12 protein-coding genes and 1 tRNA gene are annotated in these 15,343 nt (G+C 61.7%); 9 read left to right on the top strand and 4 right to left on the bottom strand.

Annotated elements, in window-relative coordinates; genetic code table 11:
- The first annotated feature begins 55 nt into the window (after nt 1-55).
- The 9 genes from NW848_RS12940 to NW848_RS12900 all read left to right on the top strand — a co-directional run bounded on the left by NW848_RS12940 (nt 56) and on the right by NW848_RS12900 (nt 12,326).
- Nucleotides 56-613 (top strand): hypothetical protein, encoded by a 558-nt coding sequence (locus NW848_RS12940; protein ID WP_011429704.1) that lies wholly within the window; start codon nt 56-58, stop codon nt 611-613.
- Nucleotides 614-656: 43 nt separating this feature from the next.
- A complete protein-coding gene (locus tag NW848_RS12935; protein ID WP_011429705.1) occupies nt 657-1,841 on the top strand; it encodes a pyridoxal phosphate-dependent aminotransferase in 1,185 nt (394 codons plus the stop codon).
- 162 nt (nt 1,842-2,003) lie between these two features.
- Nucleotides 2,004-2,261, top strand: a complete 258-nt coding sequence (locus tag NW848_RS12930; RefSeq protein WP_011429706.1) for a hypothetical protein — start codon at nt 2,004-2,006, stop codon at nt 2,259-2,261.
- Nucleotides 2,262-2,584: 323 nt separating this feature from the next.
- Nucleotides 2,585-4,210 carry a peptide chain release factor 3 gene (locus NW848_RS12925; RefSeq protein WP_099812341.1) on the top strand — a complete coding sequence of 542 codons (1,626 nt, stop codon included), beginning with the start codon at nt 2,585-2,587 and terminating at the stop codon, nt 4,208-4,210.
- A 185-nt stretch (nt 4,211-4,395) separates the two neighbouring features.
- The gene (locus NW848_RS12920) at nt 4,396-5,568 is read left to right on the top strand and encodes an aminotransferase class V-fold PLP-dependent enzyme (RefSeq protein WP_041438899.1); all 1,173 of its coding nucleotides are present in this window, start codon (nt 4,396-4,398) and stop codon (nt 5,566-5,568) included.
- 142 nt (nt 5,569-5,710) lie between these two features.
- Nucleotides 5,711-8,350, top strand: a complete 2,640-nt coding sequence (locus NW848_RS12915; RefSeq protein WP_414511181.1) for a TIGR03960 family B12-binding radical SAM protein — start codon at nt 5,711-5,713, stop codon at nt 8,348-8,350.
- A gap of 1,025 nt (nt 8,351-9,375) precedes the next feature.
- On the top strand, nt 9,376-11,511 hold the full coding sequence (locus NW848_RS12910; protein WP_414511180.1) for an Rne/Rng family ribonuclease: 2,136 nt from the start codon (nt 9,376-9,378) through the stop codon (nt 11,509-11,511).
- A 58-nt stretch (nt 11,512-11,569) separates the two neighbouring features.
- The gene (locus NW848_RS12905) at nt 11,570-12,235 is read left to right on the top strand and encodes a ribonuclease HII (protein WP_011429711.1); all 666 of its coding nucleotides are present in this window, start codon (nt 11,570-11,572) and stop codon (nt 12,233-12,235) included.
- Nucleotides 12,236-12,252: 17 nt separating this feature from the next.
- Nucleotides 12,253-12,326: transfer RNA gene (locus NW848_RS12900), tRNA-Arg, on the top strand.
- Nucleotides 12,327-12,389: 63 nt separating this feature from the next.
- Here the strand turns inward: NW848_RS12900 and NW848_RS12895 are convergent.
- The 4 genes from NW848_RS12895 to gvpC all read right to left on the bottom strand — a co-directional run bounded on the left by NW848_RS12895 (nt 12,390) and on the right by gvpC (nt 15,258).
- On the bottom strand, nt 12,390-12,815 hold the full coding sequence (locus tag NW848_RS12895) for an LptA/OstA family protein (RefSeq protein WP_011429712.1): 426 nt from the start codon (nt 12,813-12,815) through the stop codon (nt 12,390-12,392).
- Between the two features lie 75 nt (nt 12,816-12,890).
- A complete protein-coding gene (locus NW848_RS12890) occupies nt 12,891-13,223 on the bottom strand; it encodes a gas vesicle protein (protein WP_011429713.1) in 333 nt (110 codons plus the stop codon).
- A 39-nt stretch (nt 13,224-13,262) separates the two neighbouring features.
- On the bottom strand, nt 13,263-14,147 hold the full coding sequence (gene gvpN / locus NW848_RS12885; RefSeq protein WP_011429714.1) for a gas vesicle protein GvpN: 885 nt from the start codon (nt 14,145-14,147) through the stop codon (nt 13,263-13,265).
- Between the two features lie 88 nt (nt 14,148-14,235).
- The gene (gene gvpC / locus NW848_RS12880; RefSeq protein WP_099812338.1) at nt 14,236-15,258 is read right to left on the bottom strand and encodes a gas vesicle protein GvpC; all 1,023 of its coding nucleotides are present in this window, start codon (nt 15,256-15,258) and stop codon (nt 14,236-14,238) included.
- Between the last annotated feature and the right edge of the window lie 85 nt (nt 15,259-15,343).

Below are 15,343 nucleotides of genomic sequence, written 5' to 3'. Positions count from 1 at the left end.
CCGCCATGGGATAAACTTGTAGACCCTACCCCCATAGCTTCTACCCCTGTTCCTGATGAACCCACTGCCCCCTCCTGCCTACCCCTACCAGTTCCGCGCCCTGGGCTTGATCAAGGGATCCCTAAAATCGATCCCGCAGACTTATGCTCAGGCGACGCTGGTTGCCGCCGATGGCGTAGAGTATCCGGCCACCCCTGGCCGCGCGGAGCTGCTGCGCCCTTTCACCTATTGCATCGAGAGCGGCCACACCTACTGGTACTACGTGCAGCCCCAGCCGCGGTCGGGCGGCACTTTGGGCCTGAGCGTTATCCGCATCCTGGCCTTGCCGGAGGAGGAGCAAGATCCAGATCTGGACGAGCCCTTTCTGCCTGCCCCCGAGGATGTAGAGGAGGGCTTTAACATTCGCGGCATCGTCGAGCCCCACGACGGCTTCATCTGGGTGACGGTGCGGCGCAAGCCCCAGGGGAACAAGCAATTCCCCCCCCTGCAGCTGCGTCTGGAAGGGTTCTTGCCGGGGGCCGTCGCCGGCGAGTTTTGGGATCTGTTGGCGGAGCGGGAGGGTCATAAGCTGCTGCTGGTGGATGGCAGCCGCCTCTTGACAGCGGTGGCCTAACTGCCTAAAACTAACCCAACCTGCTACCCCAGATCCCCAACTGATGGTGTCTGCTGCCGGCTTGTCCCAACGGGTTGCTCGTCTCTCTCCTTCCGCAACGCTGTCGATTTCGGCTCTGGCCAAGGCCATGCGGGCAGAGGGTCTGGATGTCTGTATCCTGAGCGCTGGCGAGCCGGACTTCGACACCCCTGAGCACATTCGGGCTGCCGCCATCCGCGCCCTGGAAGAGGGCAAAACCCGCTACGGCCCCACTGCCGGGATCCCCACCCTGCGCCAGGCGGTGGCAGACAAATTGCGCCGAGAAAACGGCTTGGACTACAGCCCCGACCAGATCCTGATTAGCAACGGCGGCAAGCAAACCCTGTTTAACCTGGCCATGGTGCTCCTGGATCCCGGCGACGAGGTGATCCTGCCCGTCCCCTACTGGGTTAGCTATCCCGAGATGGTGGCTCTGGCCGGGGCCAAGGTGGTGCGGGTGGAGACGCAAGAGGGCCAGGGGTTCAAGCTCACCGCCGACCAACTGCGCCAGGCCCTCACCCCCCGCAGCAAGTTGCTCATCCTCAACTCGCCGGCCAACCCCACCGGCGCTGTCTATCACCGGCAGGAGCTGGCAGCTTTGGCAGAGGTGATCCTCTCGGTTCCCCATCTCTATGTGGTCTGCGATGAGATCTACGAAAAGCTGGTTTACGGCCAAGCCCGCCACATCAGCCTGGGATCCCTTTGCCCTGACTTGATGCCGCGACTGATCCTCAGCAGCGGCTTCGCCAAAGCCTATGCCATGACCGGCTGGCGGATTGGCTACTTGGCGGGCCCTAAGCCCATCATCGAGGCGGCCATCAGCCTGCAAAGCCACAGCACCTCCAACGTCTGCACCTTTGCCCAGTACGGCGCCCTGGAGGCTCTCACCAGCCCCCTCTCGGCGGCAGCGGTGGAGAAGATGCGCCAAGAATTCTGGCAGCGACGGGATCTGATGGTGCAAGGGATCCGCACCTTGCCGGGGGTGACTTTCCCGGAGCCGGAGGGCGCATTTTATGTGTTTGTCAACATCGGCCAAACCGGCTTGGGTTCGGTAGAGTTTTGCCAACGGCTGCTCAAAGAACATCACGTGGCCGCCGTGCCGGGGGTGGCCTTCGGGGCAGAGTCCTACATCCGCCTCTCCTATGCCGCCGACCGCGCCACGCTTGAAAAAGGACTGGAACGGCTGCACCGCTTCCTGTCTTCCCTCTGAGGGGGCAGGAGGAGGGCTGAAGACAAGGGCTGGCCGAGACTTCTCTACAAAACGGTGGCGCAGCAAACCAACAGCAGGGGCTGGTGCCTGGCAGAGGCAGGAGAAGACTCTTGGCTCAGGCCTACCGTGAAGTCCTCGAGGCGATGCTGAGGGAGCGCTAAGATGGCTCCCACCCAAAAGTCTCCCAAAAAATTGCCCGCTGGCTTTACCCTCAAATGGTCTGCCGAGAGTGTGGAAAAGCTGGGATCCCTCTTGCCGGGCGAGATCTTGCTGGCAGTCCTGCTGGACCATTGGGAGCAACTGCCCAAAGCATTGCAACAAGAGTGCCTGCTGCAGGCCCACCGCATTCGCGTGGAACGGCTGGTGGTCAGCCAAAACTTCACCATCGCCACCATTGAGCAACTGCTAAGCAACTGTTGAACGAGACCCGTTGATCCCGATCCGCTCGGTGGGAATTCCGCTCCAAAGGATCTCTGTCCTAGAGTGCCAGGCAACGGCAGAACCACGTCCTGTGCTACGGTCAGAGTAGGTTAGTGCTCTTCCCCGGCTTTTCAACCTGTGCTCCCTCCCCCGCTAGCGGACGGCCATCCCAGCCTCTCTCTTTTCTACTCCTCGCTAAAGCTCTCCATCGTCTGCGAAGCAGCAGCAGGGCAGCAAGGGGAGTGCCATCGCTATTTTTTAAGGGTCGCATAGCGTCAGCGCGCTGTGAGACGAGCGGGTTTTGATTGGGGCACTTACTTCTTATGAAAGCAGTGGATTTGGCCAAAGCTATCCAGCAACGGCGCACCTTCGCCATTATTTCCCACCCCGATGCCGGGAAGACCACCCTTACGGAAAAGCTGCTGTTGTACGGGGGGGCGATTCAAGAAGCAGGGGCGGTGAAGGCCCGTCGCGCCCAAAAGCGGGTTACCTCCGACTGGATGGAGCTGGAAAGACAACGGGGCATTTCCATTACCTCGACTGTGTTGCAGTTTGACTACCGCAACATTCGCCTCAACTTGCTCGATACTCCCGGCCACCAAGACTTCAGCGAAGACACCTACCGCACCCTGGCGGCGGCTGATAACGCTGTGATGCTAGAAGACGCCGGCAAAGGGCTAGAACCCCAGACCCGCAAGCTGTTTGAAGTCTGTCAACTGCGGAAGTTGCCGATCTTTACCTTCATCAACAAGATGGATCGCCCCAGCCGGGATCCCCTCGAGCTGATGGACGAAATCGAGACGGAGCTGGGCCTCAAGCCCTATCCTGTAACCTGGCCGATTGGCTCAGGGGAGCGCTTCACAGCTTTGTTTGACCGGCGGACTCAGGAGTTTCACTTCTTTGAGCGAGTCTCGGGGGGGCGGCTGCGGGTCAAAGATACCGTCGTTAAACTCGGGGATCCGCAAATTGAAGAACTGATTGAAAAGGATCTCTATTACCAATTTAAAGAAGAGCTGGAGTTATTGGATGGCCTCATGCCCAGCTTGGATCTCAAACAGGTTCATGCTGGCCAGCAAACCCCCGTCTTTTTCGGCAGCGCCATGACCAACTTTGGGGTGGAGCTGTTTCTCAATGCGTTTATCGAGTACTCCCTGCCGCCAATGCCCCACGAGAGCACGGCAGGGCTGATCCCACCCGAACATCCTGAGTTCACCGGCTTTGTCTTTAAGCTGCAGGCCAATATGGATCCCCGCCACCGGGATCGCATTGCTTTTGTACGCATCTGCTCCGGTAAGTTCGAGAAGGACATGGTGGTCAACCATGCCCGCCTCAATCGCCCCATCCGTCTCTCCTATCCCCAAAAATTGTTCGCCCAAGAGCGCATCTCCATCGATGAAGCCTATCCTGGCGATGTCATCGGCCTCAACAACCCCGGCATCTTCAGGATTGGGGATACCATCTACACCGGCCCGAGGTTGCGCTACGCCGGGATCCCCAGCTTTTCGCCGGAGCTATTTGCCTATCTGAAAAATCCCAACCCCTCCAAGTTTAAACAGTTCCAGAAGGGGGTGGCGGAGCTGCGGGAAGAAGGGGCGGTGCAGATTATGTATTCCCTCGACGAGTCGAAACGGGATCCGATCGTGGCGGCAGTGGGCCAGTTGCAGTTTGAGGTGCTGCAGTACCGCCTGGAACACGAATACAATGTTGAAACCCGACTGGAGATGCTGCCCTACACCCTGGCCCGCTGGGTAGAAAACGGCTGGGAAGTCCTCCAGAATTTCCCCAGCCTGTTTAACACCCTCATTGTCAAAGACATTCAAGATAGGCCGGTTCTCCTCTTTAAAAACGAGTGGACCTTGCAGCAATTTATCAGCAGCAACCCCAAAATTAAGCTGAGCAAAATTGCTCCCATCGCGGATCTTGGCCCCGAATCCAAGGACGGCTCCTAAGGCCACTCAGAGCAACCTTCTCCGGGAACCTGCAAGTTCCGCTACCTGACCAAAGCTTTGCTGCTGTCTGGGATCGGGGTTGACATCTTCTCGCTGCCTGGCAATCTCGTTTTTGTAGATCCCAGCAATTTCTTTTTCTTCTTTTTTGGGTCATGCTTGCCAGGTCTTATTTCCAAGGCAAACCCATGGCAGTCGATAAACCGCTTTGCGACCGCTCGTTGTGGGGGCTGGATCCGCAGGCTATTTTTTTGAATCACGGCTCCTACGGCGCGACCCCGAAAACGGTGCTGCAGGCCCAGCGAGCCTGGCAAGAGCGCCTAGAGGCCCAGCCGGTACAGTTTATGGGGGAAGAGCTGCCGCGGGCTTTGCGGGCGGCGGCGGCAGAGCTGGCCCAGTTTGTTGGGGCTGAGCCTGAAAACCTTGTGTTTGTGGAAAATGCCACCGGCGGCGTCAATGCCGTGCTGCGCTCGCTGTCGTTTCGGCCAGGGGATCAGATCGCCTACACCAGCCACAGCTATGGGGCCGTCCGCCAGGCGTTGCGCTATGTCTGTGAACGCTGGGGGGCGGTGCTGGCGGAAGCCCAGGTTCCCTTTCCGATTGCGGGGCCGGAGCAGGTTTTGGCGGCGTTTGCGGCCATTCTCACCCCCCAGACTCGGCTGGCGGTGCTGGATCACCTCACCTCGCCCACGGCTCTGGTCTACCCCTTGGCGGAGCTGATTGGCCTCTGTCGAGAGCGCGGGATCCCAGTCTTGGTGGACGGGGCCCATGCGCCGGGGGTTCTCCCGTTGGAGTTGGAAAGCTTAGGAGCCGATTGGTACACCGGCAACGCCCACAAGTGGCTGTTTGCCCCCAAGGGCTGTGCCTTCCTGTGGGTGGCCCCCCACCGCCAGGCCCAAACCCATCCCCTGGCCATCTCCCACGGCTACGGGCAAGGGTTCACAGCCGAGTTCGACTGGGTGGGCACCCGCGATCCCAGCGCCTGGCTGGCCATCTCGGCAGCCCTGGCCTTTATCCAGGAGCTGGGGGTGGAGAGGCTGCGCCAGCACAACCACACGCTGCTGCTGCAGGCGCGGCAGGTGCTCTTGGAACAATTGGAAGGGATCCCACCTGCCCCGGAGCGGATGCTGGGCTTTATGGCCACCCTGCCCCTGCCACCCTTCTGGCAACAGTGGATCCCGGAGCTGCCTTTGGCGGAGCGGGCCCGCCGCCTGCACGACTACCTCTGGCAGGTGCACCGCATCGAGGTTCCCATCCTTCCCTTTGCCGGGCAGCTTTGGGTGCGCATCTCGGCCCAGGTCTACAACCACCTGGCTGAGTACGAACAGTTGGCGCTAGCCTTGCAGCGGCTGCCGGAGTGATGTGCGCCCTCACCCCCAACCCCTCTCCCTCCGGGAGAGGGGAGATGGAACGGTCTCGCCACCCCCGTCTTGGGTTTGGGTTGCCGGGAAAGTTCGGCTAGAGTCAGATCAGTAGCTGCGTTCACTTCTTGCTCGGATCCTCATGCTCTCTCTGGCTGCCACGCAAGCCCATCTAGGCCCGATCGATCTGGATCGCCTGCTCACGCCTGAGATCCAGCGGCCAGCCCGCTACCTGGGGAAAGAGTTCGGCGCCGCCCACCGCCCCTGGGAGTCGGGGCGGGTGCGGTGGGTGCTGAGCTACCCGGAGCTGTACGAGGTGGGGGCCTCCAACCTGGGCCACCTCATCCTCTACAACATCCTCAACGCCCAGCCAGACCAGTTGTGCGACCGCACCTACCTGCCGGGACCGGATCTGGCGGCCCGGATGCGGCAGTTGCAGATCCCGCTGTTTGCCGTAGAATCGCGCCGCCCCTTGCGCGCTTTCCACATCATCGGCTTCAGCCTGGCCTACGAGCTGGGGGGCACCAACATCTTAGAGATGCTGGATCTGGCCGGGATCCCCCTCAAATGGTGGGAGCGCCAGCCCTTTACCCCGCAAGAGTGTCCCCTGATCTTTGCCGGCGGGCCCACCGCCACCTCCAACCCAGAGCCCTTTGCCGACTTTTTCGATTTCTTTGTCTTCGGGGATGGGGAAGAGGTGCTGCCGGAGATCGGCCAGGTGCTGGCTCAATCTCTAGCCAAGCCCCGCCGCGAGGTGCTCTTGGAGCTGGCCCAGGTGCCGGGGGTGTATGTGCCCCAGTTTTACGAGGGGATCCCGCCCCGCCCCATCGTGCCCGGCGTGCCGGAGCGCATCCGCCGCCGCGTGGCCCTGCCCCAACCGCAGTACTCCATTGGCCTAGTACCGCTGGTGGCAACCGTCCACGACCGCCTGGTCATGGAAGTGCGGCGCGGCTGTACCCGCGGCTGTCGCTTTTGCCAACCCGGCATGCTCACCCGCCCGGCTCGCGATGTGGATCCGCAAGCGGTGGTGGAGGCGGTGGTGCAGGGCCTGCGCAAAACCGGCTACAGCGAATTTTCCCTTTCTTCCCTCAGTTGCTCCGACTACCTCTCCCTGCCGGCGGTGGGGGCCGAGCTGCACAATCGCCTGCTGGGGGAGCACGTCGCCCTCTCGCTGCCCAGCCAGCGGGTGGATCGCTTCGATGAGCAAATTGCCGCCATCATGAAGGGATCCCGCCGCTCGGGGCTGACCTTTGCCCCAGAAGCCGGCACGCAACGGCTGCGGGACATCATCAACAAGGGTCTTAGCGATGTTGACCTCATTCGCGGCATTCGCACCGCCGTCCAGGAGGGCTGGGACAAGATCAAGCTCTATTTCATGATCGGCCTGCCGGGAGAGACTGACGCCGATGTCATTGGGATTGCCCGCACGGTTGAGATGCTGCAGCGAGAATGTGCGGCCTTGGGTCACAAGAAGGTGGAGTTTACCCTCACGGTCTCCAACTTTGTCCCCAAGCCCCACACCCCCTTCCAGTGGCACCGGGTGGACTACGCCGACGTGCAGCGCAAGCAGGCCTTGCTGCAAAAGGAGCTGCGGCGGCTGCGGGGGGTCAAAGCCCACTTCACCGACATCCGCTTCAGCATCCTGGAAGACTTTATTGGCAAGGGGGATCGCTCCCTGGGCCACATGATCGAGCAGGCCTGGCGGGCCGGCGCCGGCCTGGACGCCTGGTGGGAAAACATCGACGCCGCCTATGCCGCCTGGGTCAAGGCCTACTGCGGCGAAGCGGTGGATCCCAGCGCCGATCCGGTTGCCCTCTGCGCCCATCTCCCCATGCGCGAATTGGGCCTGGAGGATCCCTTGCCCTGGGATCACATCGATACCGGCATCGACAAAAAATGGCTGCAGAAAGACTACCGCCGCGCCCTGGAAGCCATCACGGTGGAAGACTGCTCCTTTGAGAAGTGCTCCGCCTGCGGCATCTGCGGCCCCGGCTTTGGCCACAACATCGTCATCCCGCCCCCGCCCGTCCCACCCCTGCAAAGCCGGCCCACCCCCACCCCAGATCCCCTGGAGCCGCAGCCGCCCGCCCAGCGCTTCCGCATCACCTACGGCAAAACTGGGGATCTGCGCTGGCTGGGCCACCTGGATCTGATGCGGCTGTGGGAACGGGCCTGTCGGCGAGCGGGGCTGCCTCTGGCCTTTAGCGGCGGTTACCACCCCATGCCCCGCCTGGCTAACGCCAACGCCCTGCCCATCGGCCAGGAAGGCTATGGGGAGATCCTCGATCTGGAACTCCTGGCCCGCCCCGGGGCTCCCTTTACCCCGGAGGAGCTGCGCGCCCTGCTGGCCGAGCAACTGCCCCCCGAAATTCCCATCCAGGCCATTCAAGAGATCGGCCTGCGGGATCCCTCGGCTACCGAAGCGGTTTACGCCGCCGAATATCAACTCAGCGTGAGCTGCGAGTTGCCCGAAGCCGACTGGCCGACCTGGGTTACCCAGATCCTGGATGCGCGGGAAATTTGGATTGAAAAATCCACCAAATCCGGCAAACCCTGTCGCTTCAACGCTCGCCCCCTGCTCTACTACCTGGAGTTTCAGGGCCTGGCCCCCGACGGCAGCGCCCGCCTCCTCTACCGCGGCAGTTGCCGCAACGACGGCGCTTACCTGCGGCCCAATCAACTCGTGCAAATGGCCGAGTCCTTGGGCTTGCCCCGCTGGACGCTACAGATGGCCAGGCGGCTGCGTCTGCTGTGGCAAGACGGCACCTCCGATCCCGACTGAGGAGCGGCCTCAGGATCGACCGGACAAAAAGGAGACCAAGGCTGGGCTCTGCCCCTGTCTGGAGGGGGGGATCCGACAGGCGCTATGTTGTCTATTGCTGGCTTCTGCCGCTGCGGAGCTTGCCGGGATCAACTTGGCCAAAGGCAGGGCAGGCAGCAGGCAACAGTTTGATCGGATTCTGAAATGGAGACCCAGAAGGATAGCTTGGCGGCCCTGTACTTTAGTTAGTACGGTGCGGAAAAGCCCGCAAGCAACTTCGGTTGCTCGCCAATGGTGCTCAGGGAGTTAGTATACTTGTTGATGAGGCGTACCGTTTCCAGGCGAGCACCTAATCACGGTGAAAAACCCGACCGGTGGCAAGCGCCGAGGAGATGTCAACGTCTCAACCAACCTGATCAGAAAAGGTAAGCAGAACCTTGGAACTTTGCCCCAAGGAACTGTCCAGAGGCGGCTTGACAACGCCTTTACGAGTTCGTCTGTGGACTGCGTAAGAATCCCCCGCTTTCAGGCGGAGGGAGTGTCAACCCTAACTCAGTACCCAGGGCAGGTAACGGGCGCAACAGGGCCCAGTCGATAGGCGGTACAGAGAGGTGTGCCCCTGTGGCCTGGCTCTAGCACTATATTTTTTCTCCTGAGAAGGTGTTTCTTTCCGCGTGCAAACCCTGTCTTTCTGTGGATCTAGGCTGGCACGATTGGGGTTCTGCCACGAACCATCGTCTAATCTCTTCTGGGATGTCTGAGGCGGAGGGGTGTCATCTTGCCTCCTGAGCCTATCCATCAATCCCCATGCAAATCCCACCCAATCCTAAGGATCCGATGAGCTTGGACTCACCTCATCAATGGTGGAGTGGAAGCCCAGCAAATCGGTCATCCTCCGTCAAAGCAGAGCTTAGGGTAATGGACAGCCTCATGATGAATCGATTCTGGCTAAAAAAACTTGAGCGGATCCCGCCAAAAGGACAGCGCCTCGCCGCAAGGAGGGTTCAATCCACAACCGCAGGCCCTGGGGGCGGGGAGGAACGTTAATGCCCAGGCAGATTGTAATTGATGAGCAACACCGCGTCGCTGCTGTTTTTGCCGAAGACCAAGTCCAAGAGCTGATCGTTGCCAGTGGCACCTACCAGGTGGGAGACGTCTACGTCGGGATCGTCGAGAACGTCCTGCCCAGCATCGACGCTGCCTTTGTCAACATTGGCTCCGGCGAACGCAACGGGTTTATTCACGTCAGCGACCTAGGCCCGCTACGCCTCAAGCGCAACCATGCCTCCATCTCGGAGCTGGTTCTGCCACAGCAAAAGGTGCTGGTGCAGGTTATGAAGGAGCCCACCGGCAACAAAGGGCCACGCCTCACCGGCGATCTGGCCTTTCCAGGGCGGTACTTGGTGCTGCGACCCTACGGCAAAGGGGTTCATCTGTCCCGCCGCATCGAGGATCGGGAAGAACGCAATCGCCTCAAGTCGCTGGCTATTTTGATCAAACCCCCCCAGATGGGCCTGTTGGTGCGCACCGAGGCCGAGGGGGTGTCTGAAGAGGCGATGATCGAAGACCTGGAGCAATTGAAAAAGCTCTGGGAGGATATTCAACAGCAGTATCAGGCGGCACGGGGTCCGGGGCTGCTCAGCCGAGATGACGATTTTATCCAGCGAGTGCTGCGGGATGTCTACTCGGAGGACGTCAACCGCATCGTTACCGACTCGCCGGAAGGGGCGAAGCGGGTGCGTAGCTATTTGCAAGGTTGGAACAAGGGCCAGATGCCGCCCGGTGTTGTGGTCGATGCCCACCGCGAACCCACCCCCATCCTGGAGTATTTCCGGGTCAATGCAGTCATCCGGCAGGCGCTGCGACCCCGGGTGGATCTCCCCTCCGGCGGCTACATCGTCATTGAGCCCACCGAAGCCCTGACGGTGATCGATGTCAACTCTGGCTCTTTCACCCAATCGGCCACCTCTCGCGAGACAGTGCTGTGGACCAACTGTGAGGCGGCTACCGAGATTGCCCGTCAACTGAGGCTGCGCAACATTGCCGGCGTGATCGTGGTGGATTTCATCGACATGGATTCCCGCCGCGACCAGTTGCTGGTTTTGGAGCACTTCAACAAGGCCCTCTCCAGCGACAAAGCTCGCCCCCAGGTGGTTCAGTTGTCGGAATTGGGGCTGGTGGAGCTCACCCGCAAGCGGCAGGGGCAAAGCCTTTACGAGATCTTCGGCCACTCTTGTCCTACTTGTGAGGGGCTAGGGATCCTGGCCCGCCTGCCAGGAGCTGAGCCAGGACGGCTGTTGACGGTCGAAAGTGGCCTGCCGGTAACGTTGCCCACTGAGGGGGAGGACGGTTCCAGCCCAAGCCTGCTCCAGGAGGGCGACTCGCAGCGGGCGGGCCTGCGGCTGGGGAGCAATGGGGTGTCGCGAACCGAAGGCCGTGTCTCCCTGAGCCGCTCCCGTACTGCCCCAGAACAGCGACCGGATCTGGAGGAATCGCGAATTGAGGTGGGGCGCAAACGCTCCCGCGACGAGTGGGTGGATCCCCGCGTAGGCCAGCGCCCGGTTTCCCGGAGCGGAGAGGCAGAAGGGGGCAGTCTGGAGGTGCCTGGGGAAGATCTCTTGCAGCCGGCAGGGGGCGGGGCGGAGCAGAAGCGCAAAGAATCCCGGCGTCCCAGCCGGGGAGAAGATGGGGAAGAGCAGGGCTCCCACAGAGACCAGCCTACCGCGGGGCGATCCGCTCGCGCCGGTGGGGTGGAGTCCTCAGAAAGCCGTCCAGCCCGGCAAGCCATTACTGTGGAGATGACCCCCTTGCAACAGCGGGTCTACTCAGAGTTAGGGCTGTCGCCGCTGTTGCTTCTGGATCAGCCACCGCCCTCGGGCCGCGACACGGTGGTTATGGTGGCCCTGCCGGGCACTGTAAAGATGGCCAGCCCGGAAGAGGCGGAGGCCGGTGCAACTTCTGCCAACGGCACGGCGGAGACGGTTGCCCCTGAAGCCGCAGCTTTGCCGGAGCAGGAGCCGGTAAATACTCTTCCCCCGCCAGCACCCTCCGAGCCGCAAACTCCTCCGCCTGTATCATCGATGGCGGAGCCGCCGGCAACGGTGACGCCCCAGGAGGTAGTCATCGACCCGTCTCAGCAATCTCCGGCGGCCTCCAGACGACGGCGCTCCCGCAGCAGCTAGCCGGCCCGCTGAGCCCGGGAGCAAACCTCGCCGTTGGTCGGTTGGCTCGGTCAAGAGGATGGTTGGCTCCGGAGTTGGGGGTGTGGACAAGGTGGTGCAGCCCAGCCTGAAGTGGGAGGGATCCCTGTGGCAACAGGGGATGCGGCGGGTGGCAGGCGTGGATGAGGTGGGGCGGGGGGCCCTGGCGGGGCCGGTGGTGGCGGCGGCGGTGATTTTGCCGGCCCATCTGGATCCGGAGGCGCTGTCAGGGGTGAGAGACTGCAAACAACTGCGCCCGCCGCAGCGCGCCCACTGGGCGGAGCGGATTGCCCAAGTAGCCCTGGCCGTAGGCATTGGCAGCGCCTCTGCCGCCGAGATCGACCAGCTCAACATTCGCCAGGCCACGCTGCTGGCCATGCAACGAGCTCTGGCGCAGGTGGGGGAAGTGGAGCACATCCTGCTGGATGGGTTGCCGTTGGCAGAGCTGGGATCCCGGCAGACGGCCCTGGTCAAAGGGGATCAGCTTAGCCTCTCCATCGCCGCCGCTTCCATCGTGGCCAAAGTCTGGCGGGATACCCTGATGCAGAGCTGGGATCACCAGTACCCCGGCTACGGCTGGCGCACCAACGTCGGCTATGGCACGCAGGAGCACCGACTGGCGCTGCAGCGCTTGGGGCCAAGCCCCCAGCACCGCCGTAGCTTTGCCCCCCTGCGAGACTTGCAGGCAGGCGAAATTGGAGGGTAGGATAGAGTCCACGTACTGCCCACGTAGCTCAGCGGACTAGAGCACTGGGTTCCGGTCCCAGGGGTCGGAGGTTCGAATCCTTTCGTGGGCGTTTCTTCCAGAAGCAGACAGCGAAGGAGCACTTCTCTCAGCAGGATCTGGATCTAAGCCTTAGCTAGGGGCTCGCAGTGGGTTCTGGTAGCACATAAACGGACTCCACCTGGCCTCCTGCTGCTGGCACGGCCTGGATGGTGCCTTTTTCGATGTGATAGATGACTTTTTCTGCTTGCAACTGATTTTCCCCTTGGCGGATGGTGACCTGGCCCTCCAGCTCGATCCGCTGCTCCCGGCTGTAGTACACCGCTCTCTGGGCGCGGGCCGTGAGGCGCTCGGCGGGAAAGCTGAGGGTGACATTGCCGGTGGCTACAAACACCCCCGTGTTGGCATTGGCCTCCTGGACATCGGCGCTGATGCTGAGGGCACGCGGGTTTTGCCCCCAAGCCAGGCTGGGGATCGCCAGCAGCAGCGCCACCCCCACCGCCCAGGCTACCCCCCTTAGCTGGCACCTGTTTTTCTGCTCAAGGTCGATCCCGACCGCCATGCGCCTCACCCCAATCAAACCACCCCACCTGCGAGTCTAGCCCGGGATCCCTGGCCCCGCTGGCGGGGCAGCGCGTTAGTCCTTACCATTTCCTCCCTTGGGCAGGCCTTGGGCCAGTTGCTTTTCCAGCTCGCTGACCCGCTGCAGTAACTGGCGGTTGGTTTCCAGCAGCTCGCGGGCTTGGCTGCTGAGATAGGGATCCGATTCCCACCAGTTGATCCCAATCTCCTTGGCCTTGTCCACCGAAGCGATCAGCAGCCGAATGCGCACATTGAGCAGCTCCACATTGCCCACCGAAACGGTGATATCCCCGGCGATGACAATCCCCTTGTCCAAAACCCGCTCCAAGACATCGGCCAGAGAGGAGCCATGCGTTGCCGTGGCCAGGGGTTGAGAGGTAATAGGCACAGAGAATTTCCCTCCAAAGTGTGCGAAAGCATACAAATATCAGCCGGGCAGTTGATCCAGCAAATAGTTGAGCACCTGGGCTCCTTCCTCGTAGCGCTTGCCGGCCCTGGGCAACAGCACGTCGGCGCACAGAGCGCGAAAATCGGCATTGTCCTTGCTCACCGCCAGCTCGTGCTCCTTGACAATGCGTCCGATCATCAGACAACTGCGCAGGCTGGGGTGGCGGGTCAGATCCAATTTGCGGCGAAAAGCGCGGACGATGTGGACGATCTTGAGCGCATCAGGGGCAGAGAGACCGATGCGCGCGGTGAGGATCTCCTTTTCGGTCTCGATATCCGGCTCGCCGATATCGATGGTGATCATCCGATCCAGCAGCGCATCCTGGGCCTTGTGAACTCCGGTGTATTCCTCTGGGTTGGAGGTGAAGATGGCCCGGAACTGGGGATGCACCCGCAGATACTCCGAGCGGTTGCTGTCCGGCGGCAACACCAGCAGCCTCTCTTCCAAAGCGCTCAGGAGGGCGTTGTTGGCCTCCGGGCGGGAGCGGTTGAACTCGTCGTAGATGAGGGTGAACCCCTCGCGGCAGGCCAAGGTGAGGCGGGCATCCACCCAGCGCTGCTGCACATCCTCCTCCGTCTTCACCACCGAGTGGATAAAGTTGTCCACCACCCGCCGATGGGTAAAGCCGGTGCGCCCCCCGATCAGGTCGGAAGAATCGAAGCGATCGTCGCCGTAGATCAGCATGATGGGACGGCCCAGCAGGCTAGCCAGATGCATCGCCAGGGTAGTCTTGCCCGTGCCCGAAGGGCCCCGCAGATGCACCGCAAAACCCGATTGCAGATAGCGCAAAGCGCGGCGGGTAATCCGCTCGATGTAAGGAGTGTTTACGAACTGGCGGGGACGCGCCTGCAGAACCGTGGCCATAGCAATACCCAACTCTCAATTGCCTTGACGCTCTTGCCTCGACTATAGCGGCAACGGTCTTCTTGCGCTCACAGGTGTTAGGCCGGGATCAGATGGCAACCGTCGCTGACACCATACGCCGCAAGGTGGCCAGGATCTCGGAGGGATCCACCCCCAGATCCACCGCACCGCGGGCCAGCAGATCCCGCACCCGCTCCCGATCCCCGATCACCTGCAGCAAAGTTAGATCGGGAGCCTGCGCTTGCAGGTTGGTTACATAGTTGTTGACGTAGGCCATGATGCGATCCGAACTTGCCTCCTGCGGGGGCGCGGGCCGAACTGGAGCAGGTTCAGGTGGTGGCGGAGTCACCACAGGCTGAGGGGGAGGAGGAGCCGCCTCTTCTGAGACCGCAACCACAGGCTTTGGCAGGGAAACCTCAGCCGAAACCGTTTTCGAGGCATTGGCCGAGCTCTCAGACTTTTCACCTTCCAAGCCCTCAGAAGGGATGATGGGTTGGGCCTCTGGGATCCCATTCCCCCAGACCTGCTCGTGCAACGCCCTGCGGAAAGCCGCCAAAGCTTGCCGCAGAGCCTGGGCCTCTGCCCGCTGATCCTGAGCGACCTGAGCCAGCTCCTGCCGCGCGAGCTGCTGCAAAGCCTGTACCCGCTGCCGCAACTCAGCATAAAAAGACTGGCGAGCTTGTCGAGTTTGGCCGGCCATGGTCTGCCGGGCCTGTGCACAGGTGCTCAGCAATCTCCCCACCGTCGCTGTCAAGTTGGCTTGAAAAGTCTGCAGCTCCTGCTGCTGGGCCTGCGATTGGGCGGCTCGCTCTTGAGCCATGCGGGAGAGAAGCTCCGCCACCGCTTTGACCCGCTGGGCCACAGCCTCCATGCGAGAATGCTCGTCCAAGGCCCGCTGCGCCGCCCGGCTCTGGTTGAAGCTCTTCAGTTGCCTACGGGTTTGCTCCCTCTGTTGCCGGATTGCCTCTTGTCGTTCCCGGCGGCGTTGCTCCAGCTCGGCTATCAGAGCTCGGTGCTGCTCCAGACGCTGCTGCCGGGATTGACTGAACAAACTTTGATTCTGGGCCACCCGTTGGTTGTGGGCCATGGCCCACTGTTCCCGCAAACTCATGGCGCTCCCTCTCTCCTGTTGGTTTTTACTTTGACACTCCCACCGCCTAAAGGCGGGGGATTCTTACGCAGTCCACAAAAGAACC

This window comes from Synechococcus sp. RC10A2, from assembly GCF_047502605.1.
Note: the sequence above shows the minus strand (reverse complement) of the source record. Positions and strands in the feature narration are given on the sequence as shown.

Bases quoted from the DNA above. Each gene is read 5' to 3' on its own strand.
- NW848_RS12925 (WP_099812341.1), top strand. From the start codon at position 2,585: ATGAAAGCAGTGGATTTGGCCAAAGCTATCCAGCAACGGCGCACCTTC.
- NW848_RS12895 (WP_011429712.1), bottom strand. From the start codon at position 12,815: ATGGCGGTCGGGATCGACCTTGAGCAGAAAAACAGGTGCCAGCTAAGG.
- NW848_RS12935 (WP_011429705.1), top strand. From the start codon at position 657: ATGGTGTCTGCTGCCGGCTTGTCCCAACGGGTTGCTCGTCTCTCTCCT.
- gvpN (WP_011429714.1), bottom strand. From the start codon at position 14,147: ATGGCCACGGTTCTGCAGGCGCGTCCCCGCCAGTTCGTAAACACTCCT.
- NW848_RS12940 (WP_011429704.1), top strand. From the start codon at position 56: ATGAACCCACTGCCCCCTCCTGCCTACCCCTACCAGTTCCGCGCCCTG.
- NW848_RS12910 (WP_414511180.1), top strand. From the start codon at position 9,376: ATGCCCAGGCAGATTGTAATTGATGAGCAACACCGCGTCGCTGCTGTT.
- NW848_RS12920 (WP_041438899.1), top strand. From the start codon at position 4,396: ATGGCAGTCGATAAACCGCTTTGCGACCGCTCGTTGTGGGGGCTGGAT.
- NW848_RS12930 (WP_011429706.1), top strand. From the start codon at position 2,004: ATGGCTCCCACCCAAAAGTCTCCCAAAAAATTGCCCGCTGGCTTTACC.
- NW848_RS12915 (WP_414511181.1), top strand. From the start codon at position 5,711: ATGCTCTCTCTGGCTGCCACGCAAGCCCATCTAGGCCCGATCGATCTG.
- gvpC (WP_099812338.1), bottom strand. From the start codon at position 15,258: ATGAGTTTGCGGGAACAGTGGGCCATGGCCCACAACCAACGGGTGGCC.
- NW848_RS12905 (WP_011429711.1), top strand. From the start codon at position 11,570: ATGGTTGGCTCCGGAGTTGGGGGTGTGGACAAGGTGGTGCAGCCCAGC.